25 protein-coding genes are annotated in these 24,799 nt (G+C 60.7%); 10 read left to right on the top strand and 15 right to left on the bottom strand.

The genetic code is table 11. From position 1 onward, the window contains the following. Positions 1-137 precede the first annotated feature (137 nt). Positions 138-1,913 (bottom strand): hypothetical protein, encoded by a 1,776-nt coding sequence (locus M2360_RS00935; RefSeq protein WP_280772491.1) that lies wholly within the window; start codon positions 1,911-1,913, stop codon positions 138-140. Between the two features lie 172 nt (positions 1,914-2,085). Here M2360_RS00935 and M2360_RS00930 point away from each other — a divergent pair, with 172 nt between their 5' ends. After that, positions 2,086-2,415, top strand: a complete 330-nt coding sequence (locus M2360_RS00930) for a DUF6665 family protein (protein WP_280772490.1) — start codon at positions 2,086-2,088, stop codon at positions 2,413-2,415. Here the strand turns inward: M2360_RS00930 and M2360_RS00925 are convergent. Both M2360_RS00925 and M2360_RS00920 read right to left on the bottom strand, forming a co-directional pair. Further along, entirely contained in the window at positions 2,412-3,725 is a 1,314-nt protein-coding gene (locus M2360_RS00925; RefSeq protein WP_280772489.1) for a hydrolase, read from the bottom strand. The genes M2360_RS00930 and M2360_RS00925 overlap by 4 nt on opposite strands. A 102-nt stretch (positions 3,726-3,827) precedes the next feature. Further along, positions 3,828-4,454 carry a ribonuclease D gene (locus M2360_RS00920; protein WP_280772488.1) on the bottom strand — a complete coding sequence of 209 codons (627 nt, stop codon included), beginning with the start codon at positions 4,452-4,454 and terminating at the stop codon, positions 3,828-3,830. A 179-nt stretch (positions 4,455-4,633) separates the two neighbouring features. Between M2360_RS00920 and M2360_RS00915 the strand changes: the two genes are divergently transcribed. Continuing rightward, complete coding sequence (locus M2360_RS00915) at positions 4,634-4,942, top strand: hypothetical protein (protein WP_280772487.1); 309 nt, start codon at positions 4,634-4,636, stop codon at positions 4,940-4,942. Here M2360_RS00915 and M2360_RS00910 read toward each other — a convergent pair. The 3 genes from M2360_RS00910 to M2360_RS00900 are packed head-to-tail and all read right to left on the bottom strand — an operon-like array spanning position 4,929 to position 6,817. Further along, positions 4,929-5,168 carry an Lrp/AsnC ligand binding domain-containing protein gene (locus tag M2360_RS00910; protein WP_280772486.1) on the bottom strand — a complete coding sequence of 80 codons (240 nt, stop codon included), beginning with the start codon at positions 5,166-5,168 and terminating at the stop codon, positions 4,929-4,931. The genes M2360_RS00915 and M2360_RS00910 overlap by 14 nt on opposite strands. Before the next feature lie 14 nt (positions 5,169-5,182). Then, positions 5,183-6,037, bottom strand: coding sequence for a prephenate dehydratase (locus M2360_RS00905; RefSeq protein WP_280772485.1), 855 nt, complete (start codon positions 6,035-6,037; stop codon positions 5,183-5,185). Positions 6,038-6,067: 30 nt separating this feature from the next. Further along, a complete protein-coding gene (locus M2360_RS00900; RefSeq protein ID WP_280772484.1) occupies positions 6,068-6,817 on the bottom strand; it encodes a 3-deoxy-manno-octulosonate cytidylyltransferase in 750 nt (249 codons plus the stop codon). A 148-nt stretch (positions 6,818-6,965) separates the two neighbouring features. On the opposite strand from M2360_RS00900, the gene M2360_RS00895 reads away from it, so the two are divergent. After that, positions 6,966-7,520 (top strand): cytochrome c family protein, encoded by a 555-nt coding sequence (locus tag M2360_RS00895; RefSeq protein ID WP_280772483.1) that lies wholly within the window; start codon positions 6,966-6,968, stop codon positions 7,518-7,520. Positions 7,521-7,645: 125 nt separating this feature from the next. Beyond that, positions 7,646-9,145, top strand: coding sequence for an amidase family protein (locus M2360_RS00890; protein ID WP_280772482.1), 1,500 nt, complete (start codon positions 7,646-7,648; stop codon positions 9,143-9,145). Positions 9,146-9,164: 19 nt separating this feature from the next. On the opposite strand, the gene M2360_RS00885 is transcribed toward M2360_RS00890, so the two are convergent. After that, positions 9,165-11,159, bottom strand: a complete 1,995-nt coding sequence (locus M2360_RS00885) for a hypothetical protein (RefSeq protein WP_280772481.1) — start codon at positions 11,157-11,159, stop codon at positions 9,165-9,167. 198 nt (positions 11,160-11,357) lie between these two features. Between M2360_RS00885 and M2360_RS00880 the strand changes: the two genes are divergently transcribed. Both M2360_RS00880 and M2360_RS00875 read left to right on the top strand, forming a co-directional pair. Then, positions 11,358-12,533 (top strand): TMEM43 family protein, encoded by a 1,176-nt coding sequence (locus M2360_RS00880; protein ID WP_280772480.1) that lies wholly within the window; start codon positions 11,358-11,360, stop codon positions 12,531-12,533. Positions 12,534-12,553: 20 nt separating this feature from the next. Then, positions 12,554-13,339 carry a YdcF family protein gene (locus tag M2360_RS00875; protein ID WP_280772479.1) on the top strand — a complete coding sequence of 262 codons (786 nt, stop codon included), beginning with the start codon at positions 12,554-12,556 and terminating at the stop codon, positions 13,337-13,339. A gap of 138 nt (positions 13,340-13,477) precedes the next feature. Here the strand turns inward: M2360_RS00875 and M2360_RS00870 are convergent, their stop codons facing one another. Further along, entirely contained in the window at positions 13,478-13,960 is a 483-nt protein-coding gene (locus M2360_RS00870; protein ID WP_280772478.1) for a hypothetical protein, read from the bottom strand. 105 nt (positions 13,961-14,065) lie between these two features. On the opposite strand from M2360_RS00870, the gene M2360_RS00865 reads away from it, so the two are divergent. Further along, positions 14,066-14,701 carry a trimeric intracellular cation channel family protein gene (locus M2360_RS00865; RefSeq protein ID WP_280772477.1) on the top strand — a complete coding sequence of 212 codons (636 nt, stop codon included), beginning with the start codon at positions 14,066-14,068 and terminating at the stop codon, positions 14,699-14,701. Positions 14,702-14,755: 54 nt separating this feature from the next. Here the strand turns inward: M2360_RS00865 and irrA are convergent, their stop codons facing one another. Then, positions 14,756-15,178 carry an iron response transcriptional regulator IrrA gene (gene irrA / locus M2360_RS00860; protein ID WP_280772476.1) on the bottom strand — a complete coding sequence of 141 codons (423 nt, stop codon included), beginning with the start codon at positions 15,176-15,178 and terminating at the stop codon, positions 14,756-14,758. 230 nt (positions 15,179-15,408) lie between these two features. Between irrA and fabA the strand changes: the two genes are divergently transcribed. Genes fabA through fabI form a run of 3 tightly spaced genes read left to right on the top strand, consistent with a single transcriptional unit; the run spans position 15,409 to position 18,009 of the window. Further along, the gene (gene fabA, locus M2360_RS00855) at positions 15,409-15,924 is read left to right on the top strand and encodes a 3-hydroxyacyl-[acyl-carrier-protein] dehydratase FabA (protein ID WP_280772475.1); all 516 of its coding nucleotides are present in this window, start codon (positions 15,409-15,411) and stop codon (positions 15,922-15,924) included. Between the two features lie 49 nt (positions 15,925-15,973). Next, the gene (gene fabB / locus M2360_RS00850; protein WP_280772474.1) at positions 15,974-17,194 is read left to right on the top strand and encodes a beta-ketoacyl-ACP synthase I; all 1,221 of its coding nucleotides are present in this window, start codon (positions 15,974-15,976) and stop codon (positions 17,192-17,194) included. 5 nt (positions 17,195-17,199) lie between these two features. Beyond that, positions 17,200-18,009, top strand: coding sequence for an enoyl-ACP reductase FabI (gene fabI, locus M2360_RS00845; protein WP_280772473.1), 810 nt, complete (start codon positions 17,200-17,202; stop codon positions 18,007-18,009). A gap of 184 nt (positions 18,010-18,193) precedes the next feature. On the opposite strand, the gene M2360_RS00840 is transcribed toward fabI, so the two are convergent. The 6 genes from M2360_RS00840 to truB all read right to left on the bottom strand — a co-directional run bounded on the left by M2360_RS00840 (position 18,194) and on the right by truB (position 24,792). Continuing rightward, positions 18,194-18,439 carry a LuxR C-terminal-related transcriptional regulator gene (locus M2360_RS00840; protein WP_280772472.1) on the bottom strand — a complete coding sequence of 82 codons (246 nt, stop codon included), beginning with the start codon at positions 18,437-18,439 and terminating at the stop codon, positions 18,194-18,196. Positions 18,440-18,650: 211 nt separating this feature from the next. Next, a complete protein-coding gene (locus tag M2360_RS00835; protein WP_280772471.1) occupies positions 18,651-19,793 on the bottom strand; it encodes an AraC family transcriptional regulator in 1,143 nt (380 codons plus the stop codon). A gap of 119 nt (positions 19,794-19,912) precedes the next feature. Continuing rightward, entirely contained in the window at positions 19,913-20,929 is a 1,017-nt protein-coding gene (locus M2360_RS00830; protein WP_280772470.1) for a class I SAM-dependent methyltransferase, read from the bottom strand. A 125-nt stretch (positions 20,930-21,054) separates the two neighbouring features. Continuing rightward, complete coding sequence (pnp, locus tag M2360_RS00825) at positions 21,055-23,196, bottom strand: polyribonucleotide nucleotidyltransferase (RefSeq protein WP_280772469.1); 2,142 nt, start codon at positions 23,194-23,196, stop codon at positions 21,055-21,057. Positions 23,197-23,425: 229 nt separating this feature from the next. Continuing rightward, positions 23,426-23,695 (bottom strand): 30S ribosomal protein S15, encoded by a 270-nt coding sequence (gene rpsO, locus M2360_RS00820; protein ID WP_280772468.1) that lies wholly within the window; start codon positions 23,693-23,695, stop codon positions 23,426-23,428. A 167-nt stretch (positions 23,696-23,862) separates the two neighbouring features. Then, on the bottom strand, positions 23,863-24,792 hold the full coding sequence (gene truB / locus M2360_RS00815) for a tRNA pseudouridine(55) synthase TruB (RefSeq protein ID WP_280772467.1): 930 nt from the start codon (positions 24,790-24,792) through the stop codon (positions 23,863-23,865). Between the last annotated feature and the right edge of the window lie 7 nt (positions 24,793-24,799).

Below are 24,799 nucleotides of genomic sequence, written 5' to 3'. Positions count from 1 at the left end.
CGGGCCCGAAATCATCGACACAGATTGCGTCGATGGGCCGAAAACGGACATCCGACCTTCTGGTAGGACGACGGGTTTCTCCAGGCGGGAGGATGAACCGGTCCGATCATCGGAGTTCGTATCAATGATTCCTGTTATCAGAAGCCCGCAAGGCGCTGATAATAAGCGAATGCCCGGTCAGCCTCGCTGGAATCGCGGTTGACGGCGACGCCAGATGTCGGTTCGGGCTCATGCTGCAGCAGTTGATCGACCGATTGCCGGGCCTTGCGTTCGCGACGCTGCTCGGGCGTCTCCGAATCCTCCTCGGCATCCTCGTCATCCGAATCTTTTTCGCGGCGCGCGCGCCCGTCGTTCTCGACCTCTTGCGCTTCGAAACCGTCGATGGCCGGGGGTGGCGTGACATAGCCGAACGGAAGCCCAAAATGCGGAGCCGCTTGGCTCCGCTGGTCGGTGTCCGCCGGTGACGCAATGATCGAAGATGGAAGCAGCGTCGAACCGATCACGTCGCGAGACCGCGCTGACCGTTCCGTGGCGATTTCCACATCTTCATTCAAAGCGGGCGAGGACGCCATGTCCTTTGCGTCTGCAGTATTCTTGGCGGCTGGAGCGTGCTGAGGTTCGGCGGTGATCGCAGAACCGTCTTCCGAGGCGGAGCGGATGGGAGTGAGCATGCGGAACAATCTCCGCTGCATATCGGCTTCGTCTACTTTTTCCCCAAATTCCGACGTCGGATCGAGGGATGGCGTTTCCAGGACCACCATGCGCCCGCCCGTCGGCAGCGCATCCGACGTCTGCTTGACAGCTGCCAACAGCGTCCTTGGCTGCCGCAGAGTGGATGTATCCTCGCTCATTTGCGTTGGATCCGCGCCCAGCAGGATGTCCTTGGAAACGCCGGGGGGGACGTCCTGCAAGTCCTGCGGCTTTTGCGGCGCAAGATTTGGTTGCACTTTGGCGACCGGGCCTGGGATTTCCGGATCCGAGGCAAAAGTGATGGAGCCTGCGTTGGCAGGCCTGTCTGATCCGTCTGCATTCGCGTCCTGCGGCGGAGGCGCTACGGCGGAGGCGCGCGCCGGCTGCTCGGTCGTTTGGGGAACGCCGTTCGGACCCGCGGCGGAGCGGCCATGTTGGCCGCTCGCCGCTGGTCCTGCGCCCCTTCGCGCAACTGTGTCCCTCTCGAAGTCCCCTTGGTCGGGCATGAGCGCCGCTGGCCTCTCCCGCTCGAACCCGGCTGTATCGGGTGTAAAAAGGGTGCGGAATTGGGTTTGCGATGCATTGTCGGCATCAGTTTCGCCGGTTTTGGCGATGGCGCTCTGGAACAGTAAGTTTCCGTTATCGGTCGACAGCCGGTTGCGTTCGCTCATCGCGACGGTTTCGGCGCTGCGGGCGGGCGTCGAGCCTGTCTGGAGGTAAGAATCGGTGATCCCGGCGGCTGCGGTCTTCTGTGGCGCAGCCATGGGCGCTTCCGCCTTGGCTGTTAGCCGTGCTGCGACCGGGCCCGATGGGTCGCGCAGCGCCGGTCCCAGGTCGGACAGAGGAATTTGCAATGCCTTCAGTCCCGCGCGGGTTTCGATCTTGCCCTGTTCGATGAGCGGCTTGCGTTCTATCGCGGCTGCAAGGCGGATGAAGAAGGCCTCTAGCATTTCGTCCGGCAGGCGCTCTATTCCCATCCTTGCCGCCACGGCGGCAGCCAGGGTCTGCAGCACCGTCTGGTTGAGGGCGGTGGCGGTTTCGGTTTTGACATTCGCCAGCAAGGCTTCCGGCTCAAGGCCGAGCGCCGGTAGATGCGGCTGGATCTGGGTATGAATCTCGCCGAGCGGCTGCGCGCCGGCGAAGGCCGGTGACATGCGCTGATCCGAACTGTTGGTCTTTAGACTGGCGGCGGGCGTCACGCCCGAAGTGAACGTCGTCAGCATCACATTGCTCCCGATGGAGAGGAAGGGGAACATGGGTTTGGGGCACAAAAAGCGGCTCATGTCGCCTTCGGCTTCCCTCCTGCTGACAAGCGGCAGCGCAGTTGCATCGCGCCTGGGTAAGCCTATATCTGAGATTAAACTAACTGATTATACTTAATGGAACGCTAACGTCATGTCGCTTCGTCCGCCACAAGCGCTCGCGCCCTCACGACAGGGCGAGTCCGCCATGAATCTCTTGGAATATGAATTGATGTCGGAACGCGCCGACAGCCTCGGGCGAGCCGGCCTCAAAGTCGAGGCGTTGATCTCGCAACTTCAAAACGCCGAGGGCAAGAAGCGGGACGTCCTGCTCTTTGACGCTGCGGAGGCGGTGCAGGCGCTGTTCATTCAGCGTGAAGTCTGCGGCCTGCGAAATGGACGCGATATCGTAGCGCGCTATGGGATACCGGGCGACGTCATCGCCCGGTTGGGGGTCCGGCGACCGTCTTCCGACGCGTCCTAATAGGTGAATTCGATCCAGGAAATCTCGTCGGGTCCGGATATGCGTCCCGCAAGCGTTTCGTCGTTGAACCGGGCGATCACGGCGGCCTCGGGAGAGCCGGCGATCCGGGCTTTCCAGACATGCGGCACCGGTTCGGTCCTGTCGATTTCCGCAAAGGTCGCGCCATTTGCGGTAGCGATGTCATCAGGACCGAAATAGCCGCGCGGGCGCATGACCCCAACCGCAGGTCCATCGCCAGCTTCGGCGGGGTAAAGGCGGATATTGACGACGTCGGACGAACGCGGGAACGGGGACCGGTAGATCCTGTAAACCGGCAGGCCGGGCGCGCGGATGACGAATAGGTAAGTCTGGTCTGGCTTGGCCAGGAACGGACCCCAGCGGCCATCTTCGCCGACCTTGCTTTCGTAGACGGGCTGTCCCGTGTCAGCCCCGGTTGTTTTATCCGTGGCGAGAATGGTGAGGCTGGCTCCGGCGAGCGGCATATTGCTGGGCGCGTCATTGTCGAAGCCGGAAATGATGCCGGACAAACTTGGCCTCGCTTCAGGGGCGATCGCTGTGGTCTGGGGCGCCGCGCCCGTGATAGCCGCGAACATGATCTTGAAGGCGTCGGGCGAATAGCCGGTCTCGCGATGATCGGCTCCGGCAAGAATCCGGTTGTCTGCGCCCTTAAGGTCCGGTGAACTGAAATTCGCGCCGGTCGGTTTGCCAGGATTGCCGATGAACTTGCCATCCGGTTGAGAATAGAGGTCGAAGCGGTCGGACCTGATGATGGTGACCGGAATGCCCTCAGGAATGACAGGCGCCTCGTTGAGCGCCTTCAGGAAGCGACCGGCTCCATTATACTCCGATCCCAAGGCGAAATCCGGCGCAATGAAAACGCCATTGTGCACGCATCCGGTGAGGATCATGGCGGCGACTTTGTCCTTGCCGCCGAAATTCTTCACATAATTCCGTGATGTCTGGCAACCGCGCGAATTGGCGATCAGCACCACCTTGTCGGCCCTGGTCTTGGCGAGCGCTTCATCGACTTTGGCCGACACCGCGCGCGCGGCGTCCTCGGTGGAAGAGCGGTTGACTTCGGGCTGGGCGTCATCGCCACGCGCGGACGGGTGTGGAATGTCGACTGGAAAAAGTCGATCGCGCGGATAGCCGTTGCTCTCGAACCGCCACATCTGAACCATCCAGAGGCCAGCGGTGTCGCTGTCGCCGTGAACAAAAACAATCGGAGGATGGTCTGCGGAATGGGCTGCCATGGAAAAGCCGGACAGAATGAACATGGCCGCAAGATATTGAAAAAGCTTTGAAAACATGCTGCGCTCCCTGTGATGGAGCAACGACTATAACGCGTTCTCGCTTTGCGGCCTAACAAATGTCAATTACGGCGGGACGCCTGCTGCGCCCGCCGCCAAGGATCAGCTATGCGCGAAGATATCGGTCTCTTCCCAACCGAGAAGATCCAGCTTGGCGCGAGTCGGCAGGAAATCGAAGCAGGCTTTAGCATGGGCCATGCGGCCGTCGCGGGTCAGTCGGTCGCTGAGCCGGTCCCGCAAAGCATGCAGATAGAGCACGTCCGAAGCGGCGTATTCCAGCTGCGCCTGGGTCAGGGTTTCGGCGGCCCAATCGGAGGATTGCTGGACTTTGGAAATGTCGACTTCGAGCATTTCCTTGAGATTGTCCTTCAGTCCATGCCGATCTGTATAGGTCCGGCACAGGCGTGAAGCGATCTTGGTGCAGAAAACCGGTGTCGTCGTGACGCCGAACGTGTGAAACAGCACCGCGATATCGAATCGGCCGAAATGGAAGATCTTCTGTCGGGCGGGGTCGGCCAACATTGCTGCGAGGTTTGGCGCTTCCGTCTGGCCGGCTGCGATCTGGATCACGTCGGCGCTGCCGTCCCCGGACGACAGCTGGACCAGGCAGAGCCGATCGCGGCGCGGCACCAGGCCCAGCGTTTCGGTGTCGATGGCGATGGCGCCGGTGTAGCGAGCGGCGGCGTCGGTGGAAATGTCGCCCTTGTGCAGGCGGATAGCGGCGGACATGATGGCTCCGGTTTTCTGTGTCATGATCCGGCTATAATCGATCGCGGCCTAAAACGGAATGCAGCTTCACGCGGCAGCCTCACTGAAAGGTTATCGCCAAGCCCTGTTGCTTGATCGAGAGCATATTGGATGGTCGACTGCCATAACCTAGATAGAAGCAGAAACCGGAGTTCCCGCGCATGCGCGCCTTTTTGATTCTCGCAGTTCTGACCGCCGCGCCCGCCCTTGCCCTGGCCGACGACTATCCTTTTTCGGGCCTGCCCGGCGTCGTCGACCCGAAGGACAAGCCGCAGCCATCCCTCAATTGCACCACAGCGCTCAGGGATGTTCATGACGGCGGCGGCGTCAGGAGTTGGCGCTCGGGGCCGGTCGTCGAACGAATCTACCGCTGCGAGGAAAACGGCGTCATCGTGGAATCGCGCGAGCCGCCGCGTCTATACGATTGGAACGTCTACAAGGGCGCCGACGGGATCGTCAGAAGGCCTTGAACGTCATCGTGGTCAGCGAACGCGAGATTCCGTCGATATCCAGGATGTTGTTGTTGATGAAGTGGCCGATGTCCTGACCGTCGGGGATATAGAGCTTGATCAGCAGATCGAATTCGCCGCTGGTCGAATAAATCTCCGAGGCGATCTCGCGCTCATAGACCCGGTCGGCGACGTCATAAGCTTTGCCTGGCTTGCACTGCAATTGGACGAAGATGCAGGTGGTCATGAGGTCCTCTCCGATCAGAGCGTGTCGCGCATGGGATGCGCCTTGTAGGTGCCGAGCAGCCGGACTTCGGTCGAGAAGAATTTCAGCTCTTCCATTGCCTGCTTGACGTTTTCGTCTTCCGGATGCCCCTCGATATCCGCGTAGAACTGCGTTGCGATGAATTTGCCGCCAAGCTGATAGCTCTCGAGTTTGGTCATGTTGATGCCGTTGGTCGCAAAGCCGCCAAGCGCCTTGTAAAGCGCGGCGGGAATGTTGCGGACATTGAAGATGAAAGTGGTGATGATCTTTTCGTCGCGGCTCTGGCGCAGGATAGGCTTGGCCTTTTGCGAGAGAACCACGAAACGCGTAACATTGTTTTCCGCGTCTTCCACATTTTCCTGAATGATGTCGAGGCCGTAAAGGTCGGCCGCCAGCCGTGGCGCGAGCGCGGCCATTGAGCGATCGCCTTCCTCCGACACGAGCTTGGCGGCGCCGGCGGTGTCGCCGGCCACAACAGGCTTCCAGCCGTTCAGACGCACGATCTTGCGGCACTGGCCCAGCGCATGGATATGGCTGTGGACGGTGCGGATCTCATCATGCCTCACGCCGGGCAGAACCATCAGTTGAAAGCGGATCGGCATGAAATATTCGCCGACGATGTGCAGCCGCGATTCCGGCAGCAACCGATGGATATCGGCGACGCGACCGGCCAGCGTGTTTTCAATCGGGATCATGGCGAGATCGGCGTCGCCTGTCTCAACCGCAATGAAGGCATCCTCGAAAGTGGGGCAGGGAAGCGGGCTCATCTCGGGAAACTGGTCCCGGCAGGCCATGTCGGAATTGGCGCCGTAATCGCCCTGAAACGCGATGCGGTTGGTGGTGGTGATCATGATATGCGCTTCCGCCCAATCTTCTTGCTGTTATTTCGCGGCGAGGATCGCCCGGGCCTTTTCGAGGTCGGCGGGAGTATCGACGCCGAGCGGCGCCGCGTCAACCATTTCGACATCGATGCGCATGCCCGCTTCGAGCGCCCGGAGTTGTTCCAGCGACTCCCGTTTTTCCAGTGTCGAGGGCGACAGCGACACGAATTTCTCGAGTGCGGCGCGACGATAGGCGTAGAGCCCGATGTGATGATAAAGCGGACCTTCGCCATGAGGCGCGGTGGCGCGAGTGAAATAGAGCGCGCGCATGCGCGTGTCCGACAGAGGGGAGCCGACGACCTTGACGACATTGGGATTGGTCTTTTCGTGCTCGTCCTGAATTTCCACCGTCAGCGTGGCGATGTCGGTTGCGGCGTTTTGGAGCGGGCGCAGGCTGGCGCGGATTGATTCCGGTTCGATGGTCGGCAGGTCACCCTGCACATTGACAATGAATTCGGCTTTACCGTCGGGATCTGCGTGACCCAGCGCCTCGAAAATCCGATCCGACCCGGACTGATGATCGACGCGCGTCATGACCACCTCAAACCCCGCGCTGCGCACCGCCTCGAAGACATCGGGATGGTCGACGGCGACGGTCACACGACCGACGCCGCTCTCCGTGGCGCGTCGCGCAACCTGCACGATCATCGGCGCCCCGCCAATATCGGCGAGCGGCTTGCCGGGCAGTCGAGTTGAGGCCATCCGCGCAGGAATGAGGATCAGAGTGTTTTCATACGCAGGATTCGTCATGTCGGGCCTTCATTTTCCACGAGAATAGTGTCAATTAGTCTCACCGCTGAACGGTTGACTATAGTTGCGCATGGGGGCCAAAAGACATAGGTTCCGCGCGATTTCAAGGTGCGCCGGACGGGATCTGGCAATAGGGGAGCTCTGCGAGATGAATTCTTACGTGAATATGGGTATCGGCGCGTTGCTGGGGACGGTTTTCGTGCTGATGTCGGTTTCGATCGCCTCGGAGGGCCTGTTCCATGCCGAAAACCCGGAAAAGCCGGGTTTTGAGATCGCTGCCGCCGAGCCCACCGAAGGCGGAGCCCCGGCCGCGGACGCAGCGCCGGCAATGGTTCCGATCGCCGACCTGATGGCGAGCGCCGATCCCGCGCGCGGTGAAACCCTGTTTAAGAAATGCGCGAGCTGTCATAGCGCCGAAAAGGGTGGCGGCAACAAAGTAGGCCCCAACCTTTACGGCGTCGTCGGCCGACCCATCGCCCATTTGGCCGATTTCAGCTATTCCGGCCCGATGAAGGAATTCGCCCAGGGCGGTAAGGAAGTCTGGGGCTTCGACCACCTGAATCATTTCCTGCTGGCTCCCAAGAAATATATCAAGGGCACGGCCATGGGCTTTGCTGGCGACAAGAAAGATCAGGAGCGCGCCGACATCATCGCGTTCCTGAACTCAAAGTCCGACGCGCCGCTGCCGCCGCCGGCCAAGTAAGCCGCGCCGCAGTCCAACGACCGATCCGTAAATCAAGGCCTCGGCTATCTCCCGGGGCCTTTTCTTTTGTCCTGCTTTGCTCTCAAATGACGTTTACGCAAACGGAAGAATTTGAGGAGACCGGGATGATTGAAGATTTTGACGACCTCGACGCGATCGACATCGCTGACGCTATCCGAAAGGGTGACTTCACGGCGTCGGAGGCGCTCGAAATGGCCGTCGCGCGCGCCGAGGCTCGCAATCCCGCCCTCAACGCCATCGTGGCTCCGCTTTTTGAGCAGGCGCGGAAGCATGCGGCAGTTCCCCTGGGGGAGGGGAGACTGGCCGGGGTGCCCTTCCTGGTCAAGGATCTCCTCGCCAATATCGCGGGCGAACCGACCTCGATGGGCAACCGTTTCTGGAAAACACGCCCGGCGGCGCGCGACAGTGAAATGGTCAGGCGGTTCAAGGCCGCGGGTCTCAATATCCTCGGCAAAACCAATACGCCCGAATTCGGCCTGACGCCCTATACCGAGAGCTTGACGCTGGGGGCAGCCCGCAATCCCTGGGATGTATCCCGATCGCCTGGCGGTTCTTCGGGCGGTTCCGCCGCCGCGGTCGCCGCGCGCATCGTTCCCATGGCCTCGGGCGGCGATGGCGGCGGCTCGATCCGCATCCCCGCTTCCGCCTGCGGATTGTTCGGACTGAAGCCGACGCGGGCGCGCACGCCGAGCGGACCAGATGTCGGCGAGGGCTGGAACGGATATGTCGTGGAGCATGTCCTCACCCGCTCCGTCAGGGACTCCGCATTGATGCTTGACCTGACCCAGGGGGCCGATGTCGGCGCGCCATATTGGGCGCCGCCCCCGGCTGAAAGCTATTTCGCCTGCGTCGGCGCTGCCGCGGGTCGGCTCAAGATCGCCGTCTCCGCCCGCCCGCTGATGGGCAAGGCGGTCGATGCCGAGGTGATTGCGGGCTTCGACGAGACGGTGCAGTTGCTCGCGGATCTCGGCCATGACGTCGTCGAGGCGACACCGCCGATCGATCGCGAACGCTTTTCGATTGATTTCGTCACCATATTGGCGGCCGAACTGCGCGCCGATCTCGAAGAAACCGCCGAGGCTGCCGGCGCACCCTTGCGCTATCAGGATTTCGACCCGCAGAGTTTCGGGCTCGGTCTGTTTGGCAGTGCGCTCAGCGCTTCCGACTATGCGCGCGCCTCACGCCGGCTGTCGCTGGCGGCGCGGCAGGTGGCGGGATTCTTCGAAGGTTATGACCTCTTGTTGACGCCGACGCTCGCCAAGCCGCCGATTCCGATCGGATCGCTGCTGCCAACAGAGGCCGAGAAGCGATTGATCCGTCTGGTGAGCGCGATCAAGGGCGGATGGCTCCTGAAGAAGATGGGCTTGGTCAAGCAACTGGCCGAGACCACCTTCGATTTCATGCCTTGGACGGCGGTCTTCAACGTCACCGGCCAGCCGGCGATGTCCGTGCCGCTGTGCTGGAGCGCGGGTGGCTTGCCGATCGGCATGCAGTTTGTCGGCCGGTTTGGAGACGAGGCGACATTGTTCCGGCTGGCGGGACAATTGGAACAAGCGCGGCCTTGGGCTGGCCGCAAGCCGCAAATGCTGGCCAAGGGCGCCTAAGCGCCCTTGGTTTGATGCTTCATGGCCGGATGTCGTCGGGGCGTTCACGGCCCTCTATGGTGTCAGCCGCTGGCGGCTCTTCTGTATCGAAAGAGGGTTCGCGACGTTGGGCCGATGCAGGCGCGGGTTCGGGCTCGGGAGCCGGCTGCGACGAAGGTGAAGGAGCGGGCGCTGGCGTTTCGGGCGCCGCTTCAGTCTCAGTCTCGACAGCGTCTGTCTTCGCAACCGGCTCCGGCGCCACCGGTTTCCGGGGCGCTGCCGGCGCTGGTTCGTCCTCTAGCGGGGCCCAGCGCTCCATTTTTTTCGTCCAATAGTTCTCCCAAAGCCTGCCGAGCCGCGTGCGGGCGCGCGGGAAGGGCGCGAGCAGCGCGAACAGGAGACCCAACACCGCCGGCGAGAAGTCGAGCGCCAGCTGCAGTGCGATATAGCCCATCAGGCTGCCGGCATAGGAGACCACCGACCAGAAGGGACGCATCGGCACGAAGACCGGCACGTCGCCCGCCGCCTGCTCCGGAGTCTGGATCGCCTGACCGCGATCGCCATGGAAATAGCGGTCGATGAAGGGAATGGTCTCGATACGATTCTCGGGCGGAATCCGGAACTCGGAACTGTTTTTCTTCGCCCGGATTTCGTTTTCAGCGCTGCGCATCGATTCCTCGACGGAATCGATCAGCGTGTTGATCTGGGCGAGAATAACGTCTTTCTTGGCCAGCGTGCAGGCCGACCAGCCGGAGAAGAAGGCGTCGGAATTCACCGTCGCGCGGGTTTCCGTGATGAAGGTGCGGACACTCGGGATAGCCGAGGAATTGTCGGTCTCCATGATCTGCTTGCGGATCTGGTCGGCCTGGGCGGCGAGTTCGGGCTGGATGACCTCGATCTTGGCCTCCGGGCGGCGAATACGGGCGCGCAGATCCTCGATCTTGGCCTTGATGTCCTGATTGGCGTTCTTGCGCGTGGTGACGATGTCGACGATCGTCTGGGTGCGCGAGGCGGAATCGGTGTAGAAGGTCCAGAGGGAGCCCTTGCCTGCGCCGCAGCCCTGTCCGGTGCGCTCTTCGTTGAGCGCAGCCGCCTGAAGCTGGTTCGACATATATTGCAGAGCGCCCGCCAGCCGGTTGGCCTCGATGGCGCGTTCGCCGTCGACGCGCCGCTCATAGGCGTCGAGCACATCGGCATACCAGAGATTATGGGCGCGCACGCCTTCTGCGCCGCCGACGCCGATGATGCCGAACACGGTATGGATGGCGAGCGTCAGCGGCACCAGCACGATCAGGCCGACAGTGAAGCCGAACAGGCGCGAGACCATGTTGGAGGCGAGCCGGATGCGCAGGAAGACGAAGTTCCATCCCGCCCAGATGATCAGCGCCGCAAGCGCCGACAGGCCCACCGGGATACCATATTGCACCAGCGGCGGATCGAGCGGATCGACGATTTCGTGATAGAAGCCGATAGCTGTGGTGGCGAAGGAGCCGATCATTGCGGCGCCGGTGACGAAGGAGGCGATCTGGTACCAGCCCTGCGACGGCAAACTACGAAGTTCCGCCTTGCGGCGTGTCTCTTCGCGGCGGACGGCGAGATATTCCTCGCGCTCCTCCGGCGTCATCGCGTCCAGCCGCCGCGATGGTCGGAACCATGTCATCGCCACATAATAGCAGCAGATGAAGATCGCGGTGAAAATCAGCCAGACTTGCCATTCCTCGATCGCTTGCGGATCGTCCTGAAGGGTGCGCCAGATGGCGACCGCCAGTGCGAAGCCGCCGGCATAAACGGCGATCGTCGCCAGCACCGACAGGAATCGCATTTCTCCGCCGCGCATCCAAAGGCCAATCGCGAGCCCCGCCAGGCAGGCGACCAGGAAGGCGATTTCAATGCCGCCCAACGGTGTGGCCAGCGATAGAATCCGCCAGCTCAGGAAAATTCCCAGAAAAAAGGCCGAGACGGCATAAAGGACGCCATGCCAGCGGGCGAAGAAGCCGTTGATGACGGCGACCCCTCGGTCGATTTGCGCGTTCATTTCTCGATGCCCCCAAAAAAGAAAGTGAATCGCTATTTGAAACTCTTTTGGTGTTTTGCAATAGAATTCGGCGAAACTTCGCTTGTGGTCAGGAAAAGCCGCAAGCTTCGCGCAAGCCTGAATAATCGGGGCACGACGCCCGTTCTCGTCGGAAGCCATTGAAATGGTCCAAGCGGCGGTTCCAAAAAGGGGAAAGTCATGAGTTATACGGAAACCACCACCACGTCGTGGTTCACGCGCCTCAAGAATGGCGTGATTGGAACCCTGATCGGCATTGTCGTCATTCTGGCCGCGATATACTTCCTGTTCACAAATGAGGGCAGGGCGATCAACACCTATCGGGCGCTGGTCGAGGGCGCGGGGCTGGTTGTCTCAGTCGACGCCAGTAGCGTCGATACCGCCAATGACGGGAAACTCGTTCATGTCTCCGGACCGATCTCGGTGCAATCCGATGTCTCGGATCCCGATTTCGGCGTTGCCGCGCCGGGCGCCGTTGGCGTTGTCCGCCAGGTCGAGATGTATCAGTGGGTGGAAAAATCCGAATCCAAGTCCGAAAAGAATGTCGGCGGCAGCGAGACCACCACGACGACCTATTCCTACGAGAAAGAGTGGAAGGCGTCGCCGGTCGACTCGTCGGATTTCAAGCAGCAGGGTCATGACAATCCAGCCTTTGCGGTTGAAGGCGCACGCTCCGTCGTCGATCAGGCTGATCTCGGCGCCTTCCGCATCACCGGCGATGAGGCGGCCGACCTCGGCGATAGTTCGAAAATCGCGCTCACGGCTGAGGATGCGGAGCGCATCGGCGCCAATATCGCCACCAGCAGCCCCGCCAAACTCAATCAGGGCGGCCTCTATATTGGCTACTCCGCCACCTCGCCGCAGGTCGGCGACATGCGCGTGACCTTCGAGCGCATCGATCTCAAGGAAGCGAGTTTCGTCGGACGGCAGGATGGCGACACGATTCAGCCGTACACCACCTCCAACGGCCGCGAGATCTTCCTGAGCGAAGCCGGTCGCCAGGATGCGACGGCGATGTTCGACCATGCGCAGACCGAAAACACCGTCATCACCTGGATCATCCGGGCGGCGGGCATGATCGGCCTCTTGATCGGCTTCAACCTGCTGTTCGGCCTGTTCAGCATCATTGCCGATCTCCTGCCTTTTGTCGGATCGATCATCGGTTTCGGAACTGGCCTCATCGCGCTGATCTTGACCCTGATCATAGGTCCGACGGTCATCGCCATCGGCTGGTTCGCCTATAGGCCGCTTCTGGCCCTCGCCATTATCGGCGGCGGCGTTGCGCTCGCCTTCGGCATTGGCTATCTCCGGCGGAAATCGGCGGCCCCGGCTCAGGAGAGTTTCGGCCGCGCCTGAGGCGATGAAATGGTGGCAGGATGTTTTTTGTGGGAAAGATCCTCTGGCTCGTCGTTCAGCCCCTGTCACTCGCCTTTCTCTTCAAGCTCGCTGCTATCGCCGCCATGGCTTTCGGGCGGCGCTGGCTGGCCCTGGCGCTCACGTCCATTGCAGCGGGCATCATGTTCGTCACGCTGTTCACATCGACGGGCGCCTGGGCGCTCCAACGTCTCGAGGCGGTCTATCCACGGCCGGATCTGCCGCAACCGCTCGCCTGCATGATCGTTCTGGGCGGCGCGTTTGATCTCGAAGTCACCGCCGGCCGCGGCGGTATGGAAATGAACCAGTCGGCCGATCGCTTCATCGAAGCGGCGCGCATCGCGCGGTTGCGGCCCGAGGCGAAGATCCTGGTATCGGGCGGCGACGGCTCCTTCTCCGGCGATTATGCGGGCGACGCCGAACTCGCCCCCGCTTTCTTTTCCGCCATGGGGGTTGATCCAGATAGGCTCTTGCGCGAGGAGGCGTCCCGCAATACGGCCGAAAACGTCGCCTTGACCAAGACAGTGCTCGAACGCGAGGGCTTGTCGAACTGTCTGCTGATCACCTCGGCCTATCATATGCCGCGCGCCGTCTCGCTGTTTTCGGCGCAAGGCGTGACGGTGACGCCCTGGCCTAGCGATTACCGCGCCAGCGGCGGGGTCAGGCTGCGTCTTGATTTCACCCAGCCGACCTTGAACGCGCAATTGACCTCGACCGCGCTTCGGGAATGGCTTGCAATCCTCAGGGCGACGCTGGCCGGTTCAAGCCCGCGTCTTCAAAAGGCATAGGGTCTGCGGAGGATAGCAGGCGGAAAGTCAGCCCCTATACATCCCATGGATGAGCCGGCTGTTCTCCTGATGTCCTCGACAAACAGGGCGGGTGGTCTCATCCCCCGAGGGGAGCAGCACCCTCATGCAGGGGATGAATTATTCGGTCGACAAAGTTACGAGCTTGCGGCCGTCGACGCGCACCACCATGACGCATTTCGCTGCGTTGACCTTTTGGCAGCGATTGCCGGCGATGCGGAATTCGAGAATGCGGATGCCGTAGCGATAGCTGATCTCATAGCCGAAGCCCCGCACCTGGCCGATATAGGCCATCCGCCCATCGTCGGTCTGGATATAGATCCTGATGGGGCAGCCAAGTGCGGTGCAGTCGACGCCGAAACTGTTGTCGCAGGCGACCGAAGCGGATTGGACGATCGCGTCCGTTAGTCCATCCTTGTTGACATCGCCGGTCCAGATCGCCTCCGGCATGAACTTTACGTCTTGACACGACATGGCGTAGTCCTGGCGCTCTCGCTCGCGCACGGCGTCCGCCTCGTCGGCAAAGGCTGTCAAAGGCGCGAGCAGCATGGCCGCGACAAAGGCCAGACGCTGTGCAAGGCACAAAATTCTCGTTCTCGCCATTGTTGAACCTCCTCGATTGGGTGGCTCTATCAGATAACATCGGCCTTGCGCGAAGCAATTGACATCGCGCAAGAGAAGCGCCTGATGGCGTGAGGGGGGCCAGCGATGTCGATTCTTGAATTTCTTGATTACCTCGCAATCGCGCTTTTTGCCGCGACAGGCGCTCTGTCGGCCAGCCGCAAACAGCTCGATATCGTCGGCTTCATGTTCCTGGCGGCAATTACCGGCATCGGCGGCGGCACGTTCCGCGACGTCATTCTTGGGCAGTTGCCGGTCTTCTGGGTGCGAAATCCCAATTATATGCTGGTCTGCCTCGGCTCGGGTGTTTTGGTCTATTTCACCGCGCATCTCCTGGAGAGCCGCTACAAGCTGCTGCTCTGGCTTGATGCCGTCGGGCTGTCGGCCTATGCCGCGCTCGGCGCCGCAAAGGGTCTGGCGGCCACCGGCTCCCCTGTCGTCGCCATCGTCACGGGCATGCTGACCGCCGCGTTCGGCGGCGTGCTGCGCGACATCGTCGCCGGCGAGCCCTCCGTGCTTCTGCGTCCGGAAATTTACGTTTCTGCGGCTCTGGCGGGAGCGGCGGTGTTTACCGGAGCATCGGCGCTGGGCATGACGCAACTCGGTTGCTTCGCCGCAGCGATGGCGACCTGTCTGGTCATTCGCGGCGGCGCCTTGATCTTTGGTTGGACGTTCCCGGTCTACAAGGCGCGGCCGGGCCGCAACCCCAATGACATACTGTAAAAAACAACAAAGCCGCCGAAAACGGCGGCTTCGAAATCTCAACACGTCGCAAGATCAGCCTTGAGTCTTCTCGCGGAGACGAATCACCACGTCGACATGAGAGATTTCCATGCCTTCCGGCGGTGCGGGAAGATTATGGATGGAAATGTTGTTTTGTGGAATGTCGAGCACCTCGTTGCGCCCTTCCACGAAGAAGTGGTGGTGATCGGAGATGTTTGTGTCGAAATATGTACGGCTGCCTTCCACCGCCAGCACGCGGATCATGCGGGCTTCGGTAAATTGGTGCAGCGTATTGTAGACGGTGGCAAGAGACACGTTGATGCCGGCGTCCAGCGCTTCTTCATGAAGTTCCTCGACGGTCAGGTGCCGATCGCCCTTGGCATAGAGCAGCGAGGCCAGCGCAACGCGTTGCCGCGTCGGCCTGAGCCCCGCTTCCCGCAGTTTCGCTTCCGACGTCGTCTTTGCTTCCATGACCATCAACGCTTGCTCCGCGCCGCCTATAATTAGACTAATTTGGTCAACGATATAGCCTCTCGCCGCATCGCTTTCAACAGGATTCGGGCGCTAGAGCCCTTGGTCCACCCGGGAAAGCAGTGTTTTGGGTTGGCTTTTTGTCCTCTCTTCCTATATTGGCGGCAGCAAGATCAGCCAGGGCGCCCGTGTCCTGGCGGTGAAGACTTGGAATTGCAAAGGGGGGATAGCCTTAAATGGCCGTTCAAAAATCAAGCTACACCTACGAGGAAATCCTCACCTGCTCGCATGGTGAGATGTTCGGGCCTGGTAATGCGCAATTGCCGCTGCCGCCGATGTTGATGTTTCATCGCATCACTGAGATTTCCGAAACCGGGGGCCCCAACGATAAGGGCCTGATCCGCGCCGAATTCGACATCACGCCGGATCTGTGGTTTTTCCCCTGCCATTTCGAAGGCGATCCGGTGATGCCGGGCTGCCTGGGTCTTGACGCCATGTGGCAGTTGACCGGTTTTTTCCTGGGTTGGCTTGGCGAACCCGGCAAGGGCCGCGCCATTTCCACCGGCGAAGTGAAGTTTACCGGCATGGTGACGCCGAAGACCAAGCTGGTGGAATACGGCATTGACTTCAAGCGCGTGATGCGCGGCCGTCTCGTGCTCGGCATCGCCGATGGCTGGATGAAGGCCGATGGCGAAGTGATCTACAAGGCGAGCGACCTGCGCGTGGGTCTGTTCCAGGAAAAAGCGGCCTGAGCGAATTCCTCGCTCTGGCTCCATGACCAATAGATGAAGGTTTGAAATCATGAGACGTGTCGTCGTCACAGGACTGGGAATCGTGTCGTCCATCGGCAGCAACGCCGCGGAAGTGACCGAATCCCTGCGCAACGCCAAGTCCGGCATCACTCACGCGCCCGACTTCGCCGAACATGGTTTCAAATGCCAGGTTTGGGGTGCTCCGAAGATCGACCTGACCGGTATGATCGATCGCCGCGCCACCCGCTTCCTGTCGACCGGCGGCCAGTGGAACCATGTGGCCATGCTGCAGGCGATCGCCGATTCCGGCCTGGAAGAGAGCGATATCACCAATGAGCGCACTGGCATCATCATGGGCTCTGGCGGCCCTTCGACGCGACAGATCGTCGAAGCTGCCGACATTACCCGCCAGAACAACAGCCCGAAGCGCGTCGGCCCCTTCGCTGTGCCCAAGGCAATGTCCTCGACGGCGTCCGCCACGCTCGCGACCTGGTTCAAGATCCATGGCGTGAACTATTCCATCTCCTCGGCCTGCTCCACCTCGGCGCATTGCATCGGCAACGCTGCGGAGATGATTCAATGGGGCAAGCAGGACGTGATGTTCGCCGGCGGCCATGAAGACCTGGACTGGTCGATGTCCAACCTGTTTGACGCCATGGGCGCCATGTCGTCGAAGTTCAACGACACGCCTGAAACCGCTTCGCGCGCCTATGACGCCAATCGCGACGGCTTCGTCATCGCCGGCGGCGCGGGCGTGCTGATCCTCGAAGAACTCGAACACGCCAAGGCGCGCGGCGCGAAGATCTATTGCGAACTGACCGGCTATGGCGCGACCTCAGACGGTTACGACATGGTGGCTCCGTCGGGCGAGGGCGCCATCCGCTGCATGCGCCAGGCGCTGTCGACCGTGAAGTCCAAGGTCGACTACATCAACACCCATGGCACCTCGACGCCGGTGGGCGACAGCAAGGAAATCGGCGCCATTCGCGAAGTGTTCGGAACGGACGCGCCGCATATCCAGTCGACGAAATCCCTGACTGGCCATTCGCTCGGCGCGGCGGGCGTGCAGGAAGCGATCTATTCCATCCTGATGATGCAGAACCGTTTCATCGGCGAAAGCGCCCATATCGAAACGCTGGACCCCGAATTCGAGGGCATGCCGATCGTGCGCAGCCGCATCGATGACGCCAAGATCGATACGGTCCTGTCGAATTCCTTCGGCTTCGGCGGCACCAACGCCACGCTCGTTTTTGAACGCCTCGACGGATGAATTCGATGACTGGGATCATGCAGGGGAAACGCGGCCTCATCATGGGGGTTGCCAACAATCATTCCATCGCCTGGGGCATTTCCAAGGCGCTGGCCGCCCAAGGCGCTGAACTAGCCTTCACTTTCCAGGGAGAGGCGCTTGGCAAGCGCGTCCGTCCGCTTGCTGCCGAGATCGGCTCAGACTTCCTGCTCGAATGCGATGTCGAGAACGTCGCTTCAGTGGACGCCTTGTTCGACGCGCTTGCGCAGCGTTGGGGCAAGCTGGACTTCATCGTCCACGCCATCGGCTTTTCCGACAAGTCGGAACTCAAGGGCCTCTACGCCAACACGACGCGTGAAAACTTCGTGCGCACCATGGTCATCTCCTGCTTCTCCTTCACGGAGATCGCCCGCCGGGCGGCAGAGATGATGAATGACGGCGGCTCCATGCTGACGCTCACTTATGGCGGCTCCACCCGCGTCATGCCCAACTACAACGTGATGGGCGTCGCCAAAGCGGGCCTCGAAGCCTCGGTGCGCTATCTCGCCAATGATTATGGCCCGCGCGGCATAAGGGTGAACGCGATTTCAGCAGGCCCGGTCAGGACGCTGGCAGGCGCCGGCATTTCGGATTCGCGCGCCATGTATAGCTGGCAGCAGAAGCACTCTCCGTTGCGCCGTACGGTGACGATTGACGAGATCGGGGGATCTGCGCTCTATCTGCTTTCCGATCTCTCGACTGGCGTGACCGGAGAAATCCACTATGTGGATTCTGGCTACAACATCACCTCTATGCCAGTGCTGGAACAATTGCGCAGCGCTGATCAAGACACCTGAAAACGCACGATCTTCAGATGGCGTGTCCATAAAATGAGAACCCGGCCCGCCGGGAGGCGCGAGCCGGGTTCTTGATGGGCGCGTGGGCGGTCCGCCGCCTTCGGAACTTACATGTCGCGGTCCGGAGGAGTGGATGCGACAATGGAAGGCGCCCACGGCGCCAACAGGATGATAGTCGCTGCGGTCAGCGGCGCTCCATGCCGATGTAACCGCACCGAATAGCGATACTCACGGCCTGCAAGCCGTTGGTCGCGCCGAGTTTGATCTGGGCAGACTGCATCGCAGATTTTACCCCTTCGATCTCGATGCCGGTCTCTTTGGCGATGCGGCTGGAATTGTAGCCATTCGCGGCCAAACGCAAAATACTCAGTTCCGCGTCGTTCAGGTCCGGCATGCTGCGCTTAGAATAGGCGCTGATCTGACTGCTCATAACTCTACCACCTACTTGGTCTGTTTTATATCCTCCCCAATTCTTTGCTGGCCGGGCTCCGTCTCGGCAGCTGGAAACGATCGTCTGTTGATGATTTTGTATGCGTCCCGTTTCGATACGGGCTGTCCTAATTCAAGACAGGGCGGAATTCATTGACTGCGCACGCCATAAATTTGAGCTTTTGCTAAAGCAATAGGCTCGGATGATAAGTTTAACCGGCATTCGCTTTTTGCTTGCGATAGTCCCGGGGCGTCTGCCCGAACCAGCGAACCGTCGAGCGAGAAAAAGCGCTGGGCGCAGAATAGCCAAGACGATGGGCGATTTCGCCGGCGCTCAGTTCCGTCTGAGAGAGCAGTCGCCCCGCAAGCTCACGTCGCACTTCGTCGCGCAAATCATTGATGCTGGTGCCAGCTTCCGCCAACCGTCTCTGCAGGGTGCGTTCTGACACGCGGAAATAGGCGGCGGCCTCGGTGAGACCAATCGCATTGTCCGCCACGCGCGCGAGAATGAACTCCTTGAGTTCCTCGCGAAAACTCTGGGTGTCGGAGCGCTCGGGACGAAGGCTGCGACATTGGAGATCCATCAATCGGAAAAGTTTTTCGTCGCCGGAGGGATTGCGGACATCAAACAAATCCGCAGGCAGCCGAAGCCAGTTCATTCTCTGCCCAAAAACGATCTTTCGAGACATTTTTTCTCGATAAAGCGATGGATCTGCTGGTTTATTCCTCTCCAGCCCCACTTCGACCAAATCGGTCTGCGGACCTAGGAATGTCCTCAACCGCTGCAGGACGAGCGCCAAACCCATATCCACATACTGATCTCTTTTCACGATCAGCGGGGAAAACGAATAAGCGAGTTCCGCACAGGTGCGATCAACGACAAACCGAAAATAAGACGTGTCGGAAATGAACTGTTGATGCGCACCCATGAAGCGGAAGAAATCCAGCGCTGTCGGCGCCACCATCAACCCGTAGCCATAGGGACCTGTCGAGCCGGGCACGAATCTGTCGGTGACCTTCAAACCGAAAGTCTCGTCATGGGCGAGTAGTGCGCAGGTCTCGAGCAAACGGCAAAGCCGGTCTATGCCGACGCGGCCTGTCAGGTCGGCAAAAGAATTGGGGTCGAGTTCGAGAGCCTTGCAGATGGGCGCAATGTCGATGCCAAACTCCGCCGCCGTCGCTCCGACCGAAGAAGCAAGGCCGGACGGCGCGGAATATTTATCCACCTCGGTGTGAGATCCCCGATTCATGGCGTCTTTTGCTAATTTATTGGCGTACGAAGAGAATATCGGGAAATGAAGATTCTGTCCACGTTTCATTTTCATCGCAGAAGACAAAACGAATAAATAAATCAAATAGATATATCTATTCAAAAACCAAGACGGGCGCAGCTGGCGCGGCGCCCGTCCGGAATTTCGTGATGATCGGCAGGCGCCGCCCTGTGGATAGTCGCGACGGCGTTTTGCCCCCAGGCTTACTTGCGCGCCTTCAGAACCTTGTATCGGGCGTTCCGCGCCACCTCTTCGGAGGTTTTGAACTGCTCCGCCAGCAGTGATTCGTAGGGCAAGCCACGGTTGGCGACCAGCAGGAGTTCGCCGCCGCCCTTCAAGGCCTTGGCGGCCGTCTTGATGAATGTCTGGCCGAGCCCTGGCTCCGTGGCATGTCCTTCATGAAATGGCGGGTTCATGATGATGAGGTCGTAGTGATGCTTGACTTCTTCGCGCGCAAGATCGTGCCAGAAGAACCGTACATTTGAGTTCGCGCCTGATCCGGTCAAATTGCGTCGGGCTGCGGAAAGCGAGGCGAAGTCCGCTTCGTAGAGATCGATGCGTTCGACGCCGGGTGACTTCTGCAGCAGGGCGTCGGATAGGTAGCCCCAGCCCGCGCCAAAATCGGCGACGGCCTTGCGATAGCCTTCCGGAATATAGCGCGCCAGAAAGCGCGATCCGGCGTCGACTTCACTATGCGAAAACATGCCGGGAGCAGTGACAAATTTTCCGTCGACCACCGTGTCCGGCGTGGAAAGCGCAGCAGTCAGGTCAGACACATCGCCAGGTCGCGTAAACCAGAAGGCCTGTGCATGATGCTTGGCCAGATGCTGGGTCTCGACGCCCAGTCCGTTCAGGCGTTTGCGCAGCGACTGAGATCCGTCCTCCTTGGCGCCGGCCAGCACGATGCGTGCGCCAGGCTTGGCCCGACGCATGGCCTCAACGACATAGTTCTCATTCGCGCCGCGATGCCGGCTCATGAGGACCAGCACGTACTCATAGTCTTCGCCGTCGATCTCAGTCTGGGTGTTGACGCCCCGACGCTTGAGCGCTTCGTAGAGCGGCTTGAAAGTCTGCACTGCGAGGATGTCAGGGCAGAAACCTTCCGGCAATTCGTAGCCGGTTTCCGCGCCAAGGAAGAGTGTCCGTTCACCGTCCGCAGGCGGTGTGAGTTCATTGATGGCAAAGGGGTGGAAGAGGGTTTTGACGGCGTCTCGGGTCATGCGGTTCTTTGGCCTCCGGGGCTTCGCGCTTCTGCCTGAAGACTGCGTCCGGGCGCAACGCGATGATAGATAGCAAAAGGGCGCGAGACGAATCCCGCGCCCGAAATCATGAAAGGGTCGGACGCTTATTCGGCGTCTTCACCGTCCTTCTTCTTCTCGGCGACGATTTCCTTGCCCGTCGTCTGGTCGATGATCTTCATCGACAGACGGACCTTGCCGCGTTCGTCGAAGCCGAGCAGCTTGACCCAGACCTTTTGGCCTTCCTTAACGACATCGCCGGTCTTGGCGACGCGCTCGGAGGCGAGCTGGGAAATGTGCACCAGACCATCGCGCGGACCGAAGAAGTTCACGAAGGCGCCGAAATCGGCAATCTTCACGACCGTGCCTTCATAGATCTGGCCGATTTCCGGCTCGGCGACGATGGAGTGGATCCACTTGCGGGCCGCTTCGATTTCCTTGCCGGAAGCGGAGGCGATCTTGATGGTGCCGTCGTCTTCGATGTTGATCTTGGCGCCGGTCTTCTCGACGATTTCGCGGATCACTTTGCCGCCGGTGCCAATCACTTCACGGATCTTGTCGACCGGGATGTTCATGACTTCGATACGCGGGGCGAATTCGCCAAGCTGGCCACGGCTTTCGGTGATGGCGTTGGCCATCTCGCCGAGGATGTGCTTGCGGCCGCCCTGGGCCTGGCCGAGCGCGACCTTCATGATCTCCTCGGTAATGCCGGCGATCTTGATGTCCATCTGCAGCGAGGTGATGCCGTCAGCGGTGCCGGCGACCTTGAAGTCCATGTCGCCGAGGTGGTCTTCGTCGCCGAGAATGTCGGAGAGAACCGCGAAACGGTCGCCTTCGAGGATCAGGCCCATGGCAATGCCGGCAACCGGCTTCGCCAAGGGAACGCCTGCGTCCATCAGGGCGAGCGAAGTGCCGCAAACCGTGGCCATCGAGGACGAGCCGTTGGACTCGGTGATTTCAGAGACGACGCGCAACGTGTAGGGGAACTGTTCCGCCGTCGGCAGCATCGGGCGAATGGCGCGCCAGGCAAGCTTGCCATGGCCGATTTCGCGGCGGCCGGGCGAACCCATGCGACCGGTTTCGCCAACCGAGTAGGGAGGGAAGTTGTAGTGCAGCAGGAAGCGTTCCTTGTACATGCCGGTCAAGGAATCGACATACTGCTCGTCTTCGCCGGTGCCGAGCGTGGCGACCACGATCGCCTGGGTCTCGCCGCGGGTGAACAGGGCCGAGCCATGGGTGCGCGGCAGGATGCCGACTTCCGACACGATCGGACGAACGGTTTCGAGATCGCGACCGTCGATGCGGCTCTTGGTGTCCAGGATGTTCCAGCGAACGATCTTGGCCTGCAGTTCCTTGAACACGGAACCGATCACGTCGGACGGATAGGTGCTGTTGCCTTCGGCGTCGACGAAATGCGCCTTGACCTTTGCCTTGACGGCGTCAACCGCGCTGTAGCGGACAGCCTTTTCGGTGTTCTTGTAGGCGGCGCGCAGTTCTTCTTCCACGAGCTTGAGCATCTCGGCTTCAAGCGCGGAATGATCCGGGGCGTTGAAGTCGCGGGGCTCCTTGGCGGCGGCTTCAGCGAGCGAGATGATCGCGTCGATCACCGGCTGGAAGCCGCGATGGCCGAACATGACGGCGCCGAGCATGACGTCTTCGTTGAGTTCCTTGGCTTCGGATTCCACCATCAGGACGGCGTCAGACGTGCCGGCTACCACGAGGTCGAGCGAGCTTTCGTCCATCTCGTCGAGATGCGGATTAAGAACATATTCGCCGTTGATGAAGCCGACGCGGGCGCCGCCGACCGGGCCCATGAAGGGAACGCCCGAGAGGGTCAACGCTGCGGAAGCGGCAACCATCGACAGCACGTCCGGATCGTTCTCCAGATCGTGCTGCATGACGGTGACGACGACCTGGGTGTCGTTCTTGTAGCCTGCCGGAAACAGCGGGCGGATCGGGCGGTCGATCAGGCGGGAAACCAGCGTTTCCTTTTCCGACGGACGGCCTTCGCGCTTGAAATAGCCGCCCGGGATCTTGCCGGCGGCATAAGTCTTTTCCTGGTAGTTGACGGTCAGCGGGAAGAAATCCTGGCCGGGCTTCGGCTCCTTGGCGGAGACGACGGTCGCGAGTACGACGGTCTCGCCATAGGTGGCGAGCACGGCGCCGTCAGCCTGGCGAGCGATCTTGCCCGTTTCCAGGATGAGCGGGCGGCCTGCCCATTCGATTTCGACCTTGTGGGTTTCGAACATAGTCTGTCCTTCGTGTGTAGGGCCCTTCGCGGCGCGCGCGGGGGCCTTGGCATTCGTTGCACATCACGGGCAAGACAGCGGCGGGTTTCTGAGGCCGGAAACCGACTGCAATCCTGCCCCATGATGGGCGGTGACATTGCCGGGCGGCGGCCCATCCGCGCCCGGAGCTCCGACCGAACCGGTCGGAAAAAGAAGACGGCGGAAGGCCAGAGCCTCCCGCCGGTTTTTTTTAGCGGCGAATGCCGAGAGCCGAAATCAGCTTCTGATAACGGGCCGCATCCTTCTTCTTGAGATAATCAAGAAGCGAACGGCGGCTGGAAACCAGGGTCAGAAGGCCACGACGGGAGTGGTTGTCCTTCTTATGGCCCTTGAAGTGTTCGGTCAGGTTGGTGATCCGCTCGGTCAGGATCGCGACCTGGACTTCCGGAGAACCGGTGTCGCCTTCCTTGGTGGCGTATTCCTTGATGAGGGCGGCTTTGCGCTCTGCAGTGATCGACATCGTGAAATCCTTTCTTGAAGTTGGATTTGATAGACGCCCAAAGCCGGGATGTCGTCCAGCATTGGCCAGTTCACGCGCTGGGCGAACCCTTTGCTGGCGCGGCTATAAACGAAAACGTCACAAAAGGGAAGAGCCGCTCGCGCGGCCCTTCGGAACATGGTCAAGCGTCAACCGAACACCCGTTTCGGACGGAACTCGCCCTCTTCGATAGCGCCGATCGCCAGCAGTTCTCCCCGGATCGTGGCATAGGCTTCGGGGGTTGGCAGCGGCGCATCGCGGCCGCGCAGAATGATCGGATTGCCGGACTTGATGCGGCGGGCCTGATCCTCGTTGACGGGAAGATGCGGCAGCGCCGCGAGCGCTTCGGCCGTGTCGATGAGGTATGCGTCGAGCGCTGCGAGCCGTTCGTCCTGATCCTCAATCGCCTCAAGCGCGACCAGCACCGACAGCGGCGTCATTTTGTCTTCGTCGAATGGGGCGACATAGGAGCGGCGCAATTCCGATATATGGCCATAGCAACCAAGATCGCGGCCGAGATCGCGGGCCAGCGAACGCACATAGGTGCCTTTTCCACATTCCACCTCGAAAAAGGCGCGGTCCGTTTCCGCCTTCAGCAGCGTCAGGCGATGAATTTCCACCTCGCGGGCGGGAATGTCGACCGTTTCACCGTCGCGCGCCAGGTCATAGGCGCGTTCGCCAGCGATTTTAATCGCCGAGAATTGCGGCGGAATCTGCTCAATGACACCGGTATAGTGCGGCAACCGTTCGCGGATGTCTTCTTCTGACGGACGATGGTCGGAGGTTTTCGACGCTTCGCCTTCCAGATCGTCAGTCGTGCGCTCTTCACCCCAGGACACGGTGAACTCATAGATCTTCCGACCATCCATGACGTAGGGAACTGTCTTGGTCGCGTCGCCGAGCGCAATCGGCAGCATGCCGGACGCCAGGGGGTCAAGCGTACCGGCGTGGCCCGCCTTCTGGGCCTTGAACAGCCATTTGATCTTGGAGACGGCTTCGGTCGAGCCGAAATCCATCGGCTTGTCGAGGATAAGCCAGCCGGAAATCGGCCGGCCCTTGGGCTTTCTGGGCTTGGACATGAAAGGT

Origin of the sequence: Rhizobium sp. SG_E_25_P2, from assembly GCF_029892285.1 — a bacterium.
Classification (GTDB): Bacteria; Pseudomonadota; Alphaproteobacteria; order Rhizobiales; family Rhizobiaceae; genus Rhizobium_E.
The sequence above is the reverse complement of the archived record's forward strand: the minus strand, read 5'-3'. Positions and strand labels throughout refer to the sequence as shown.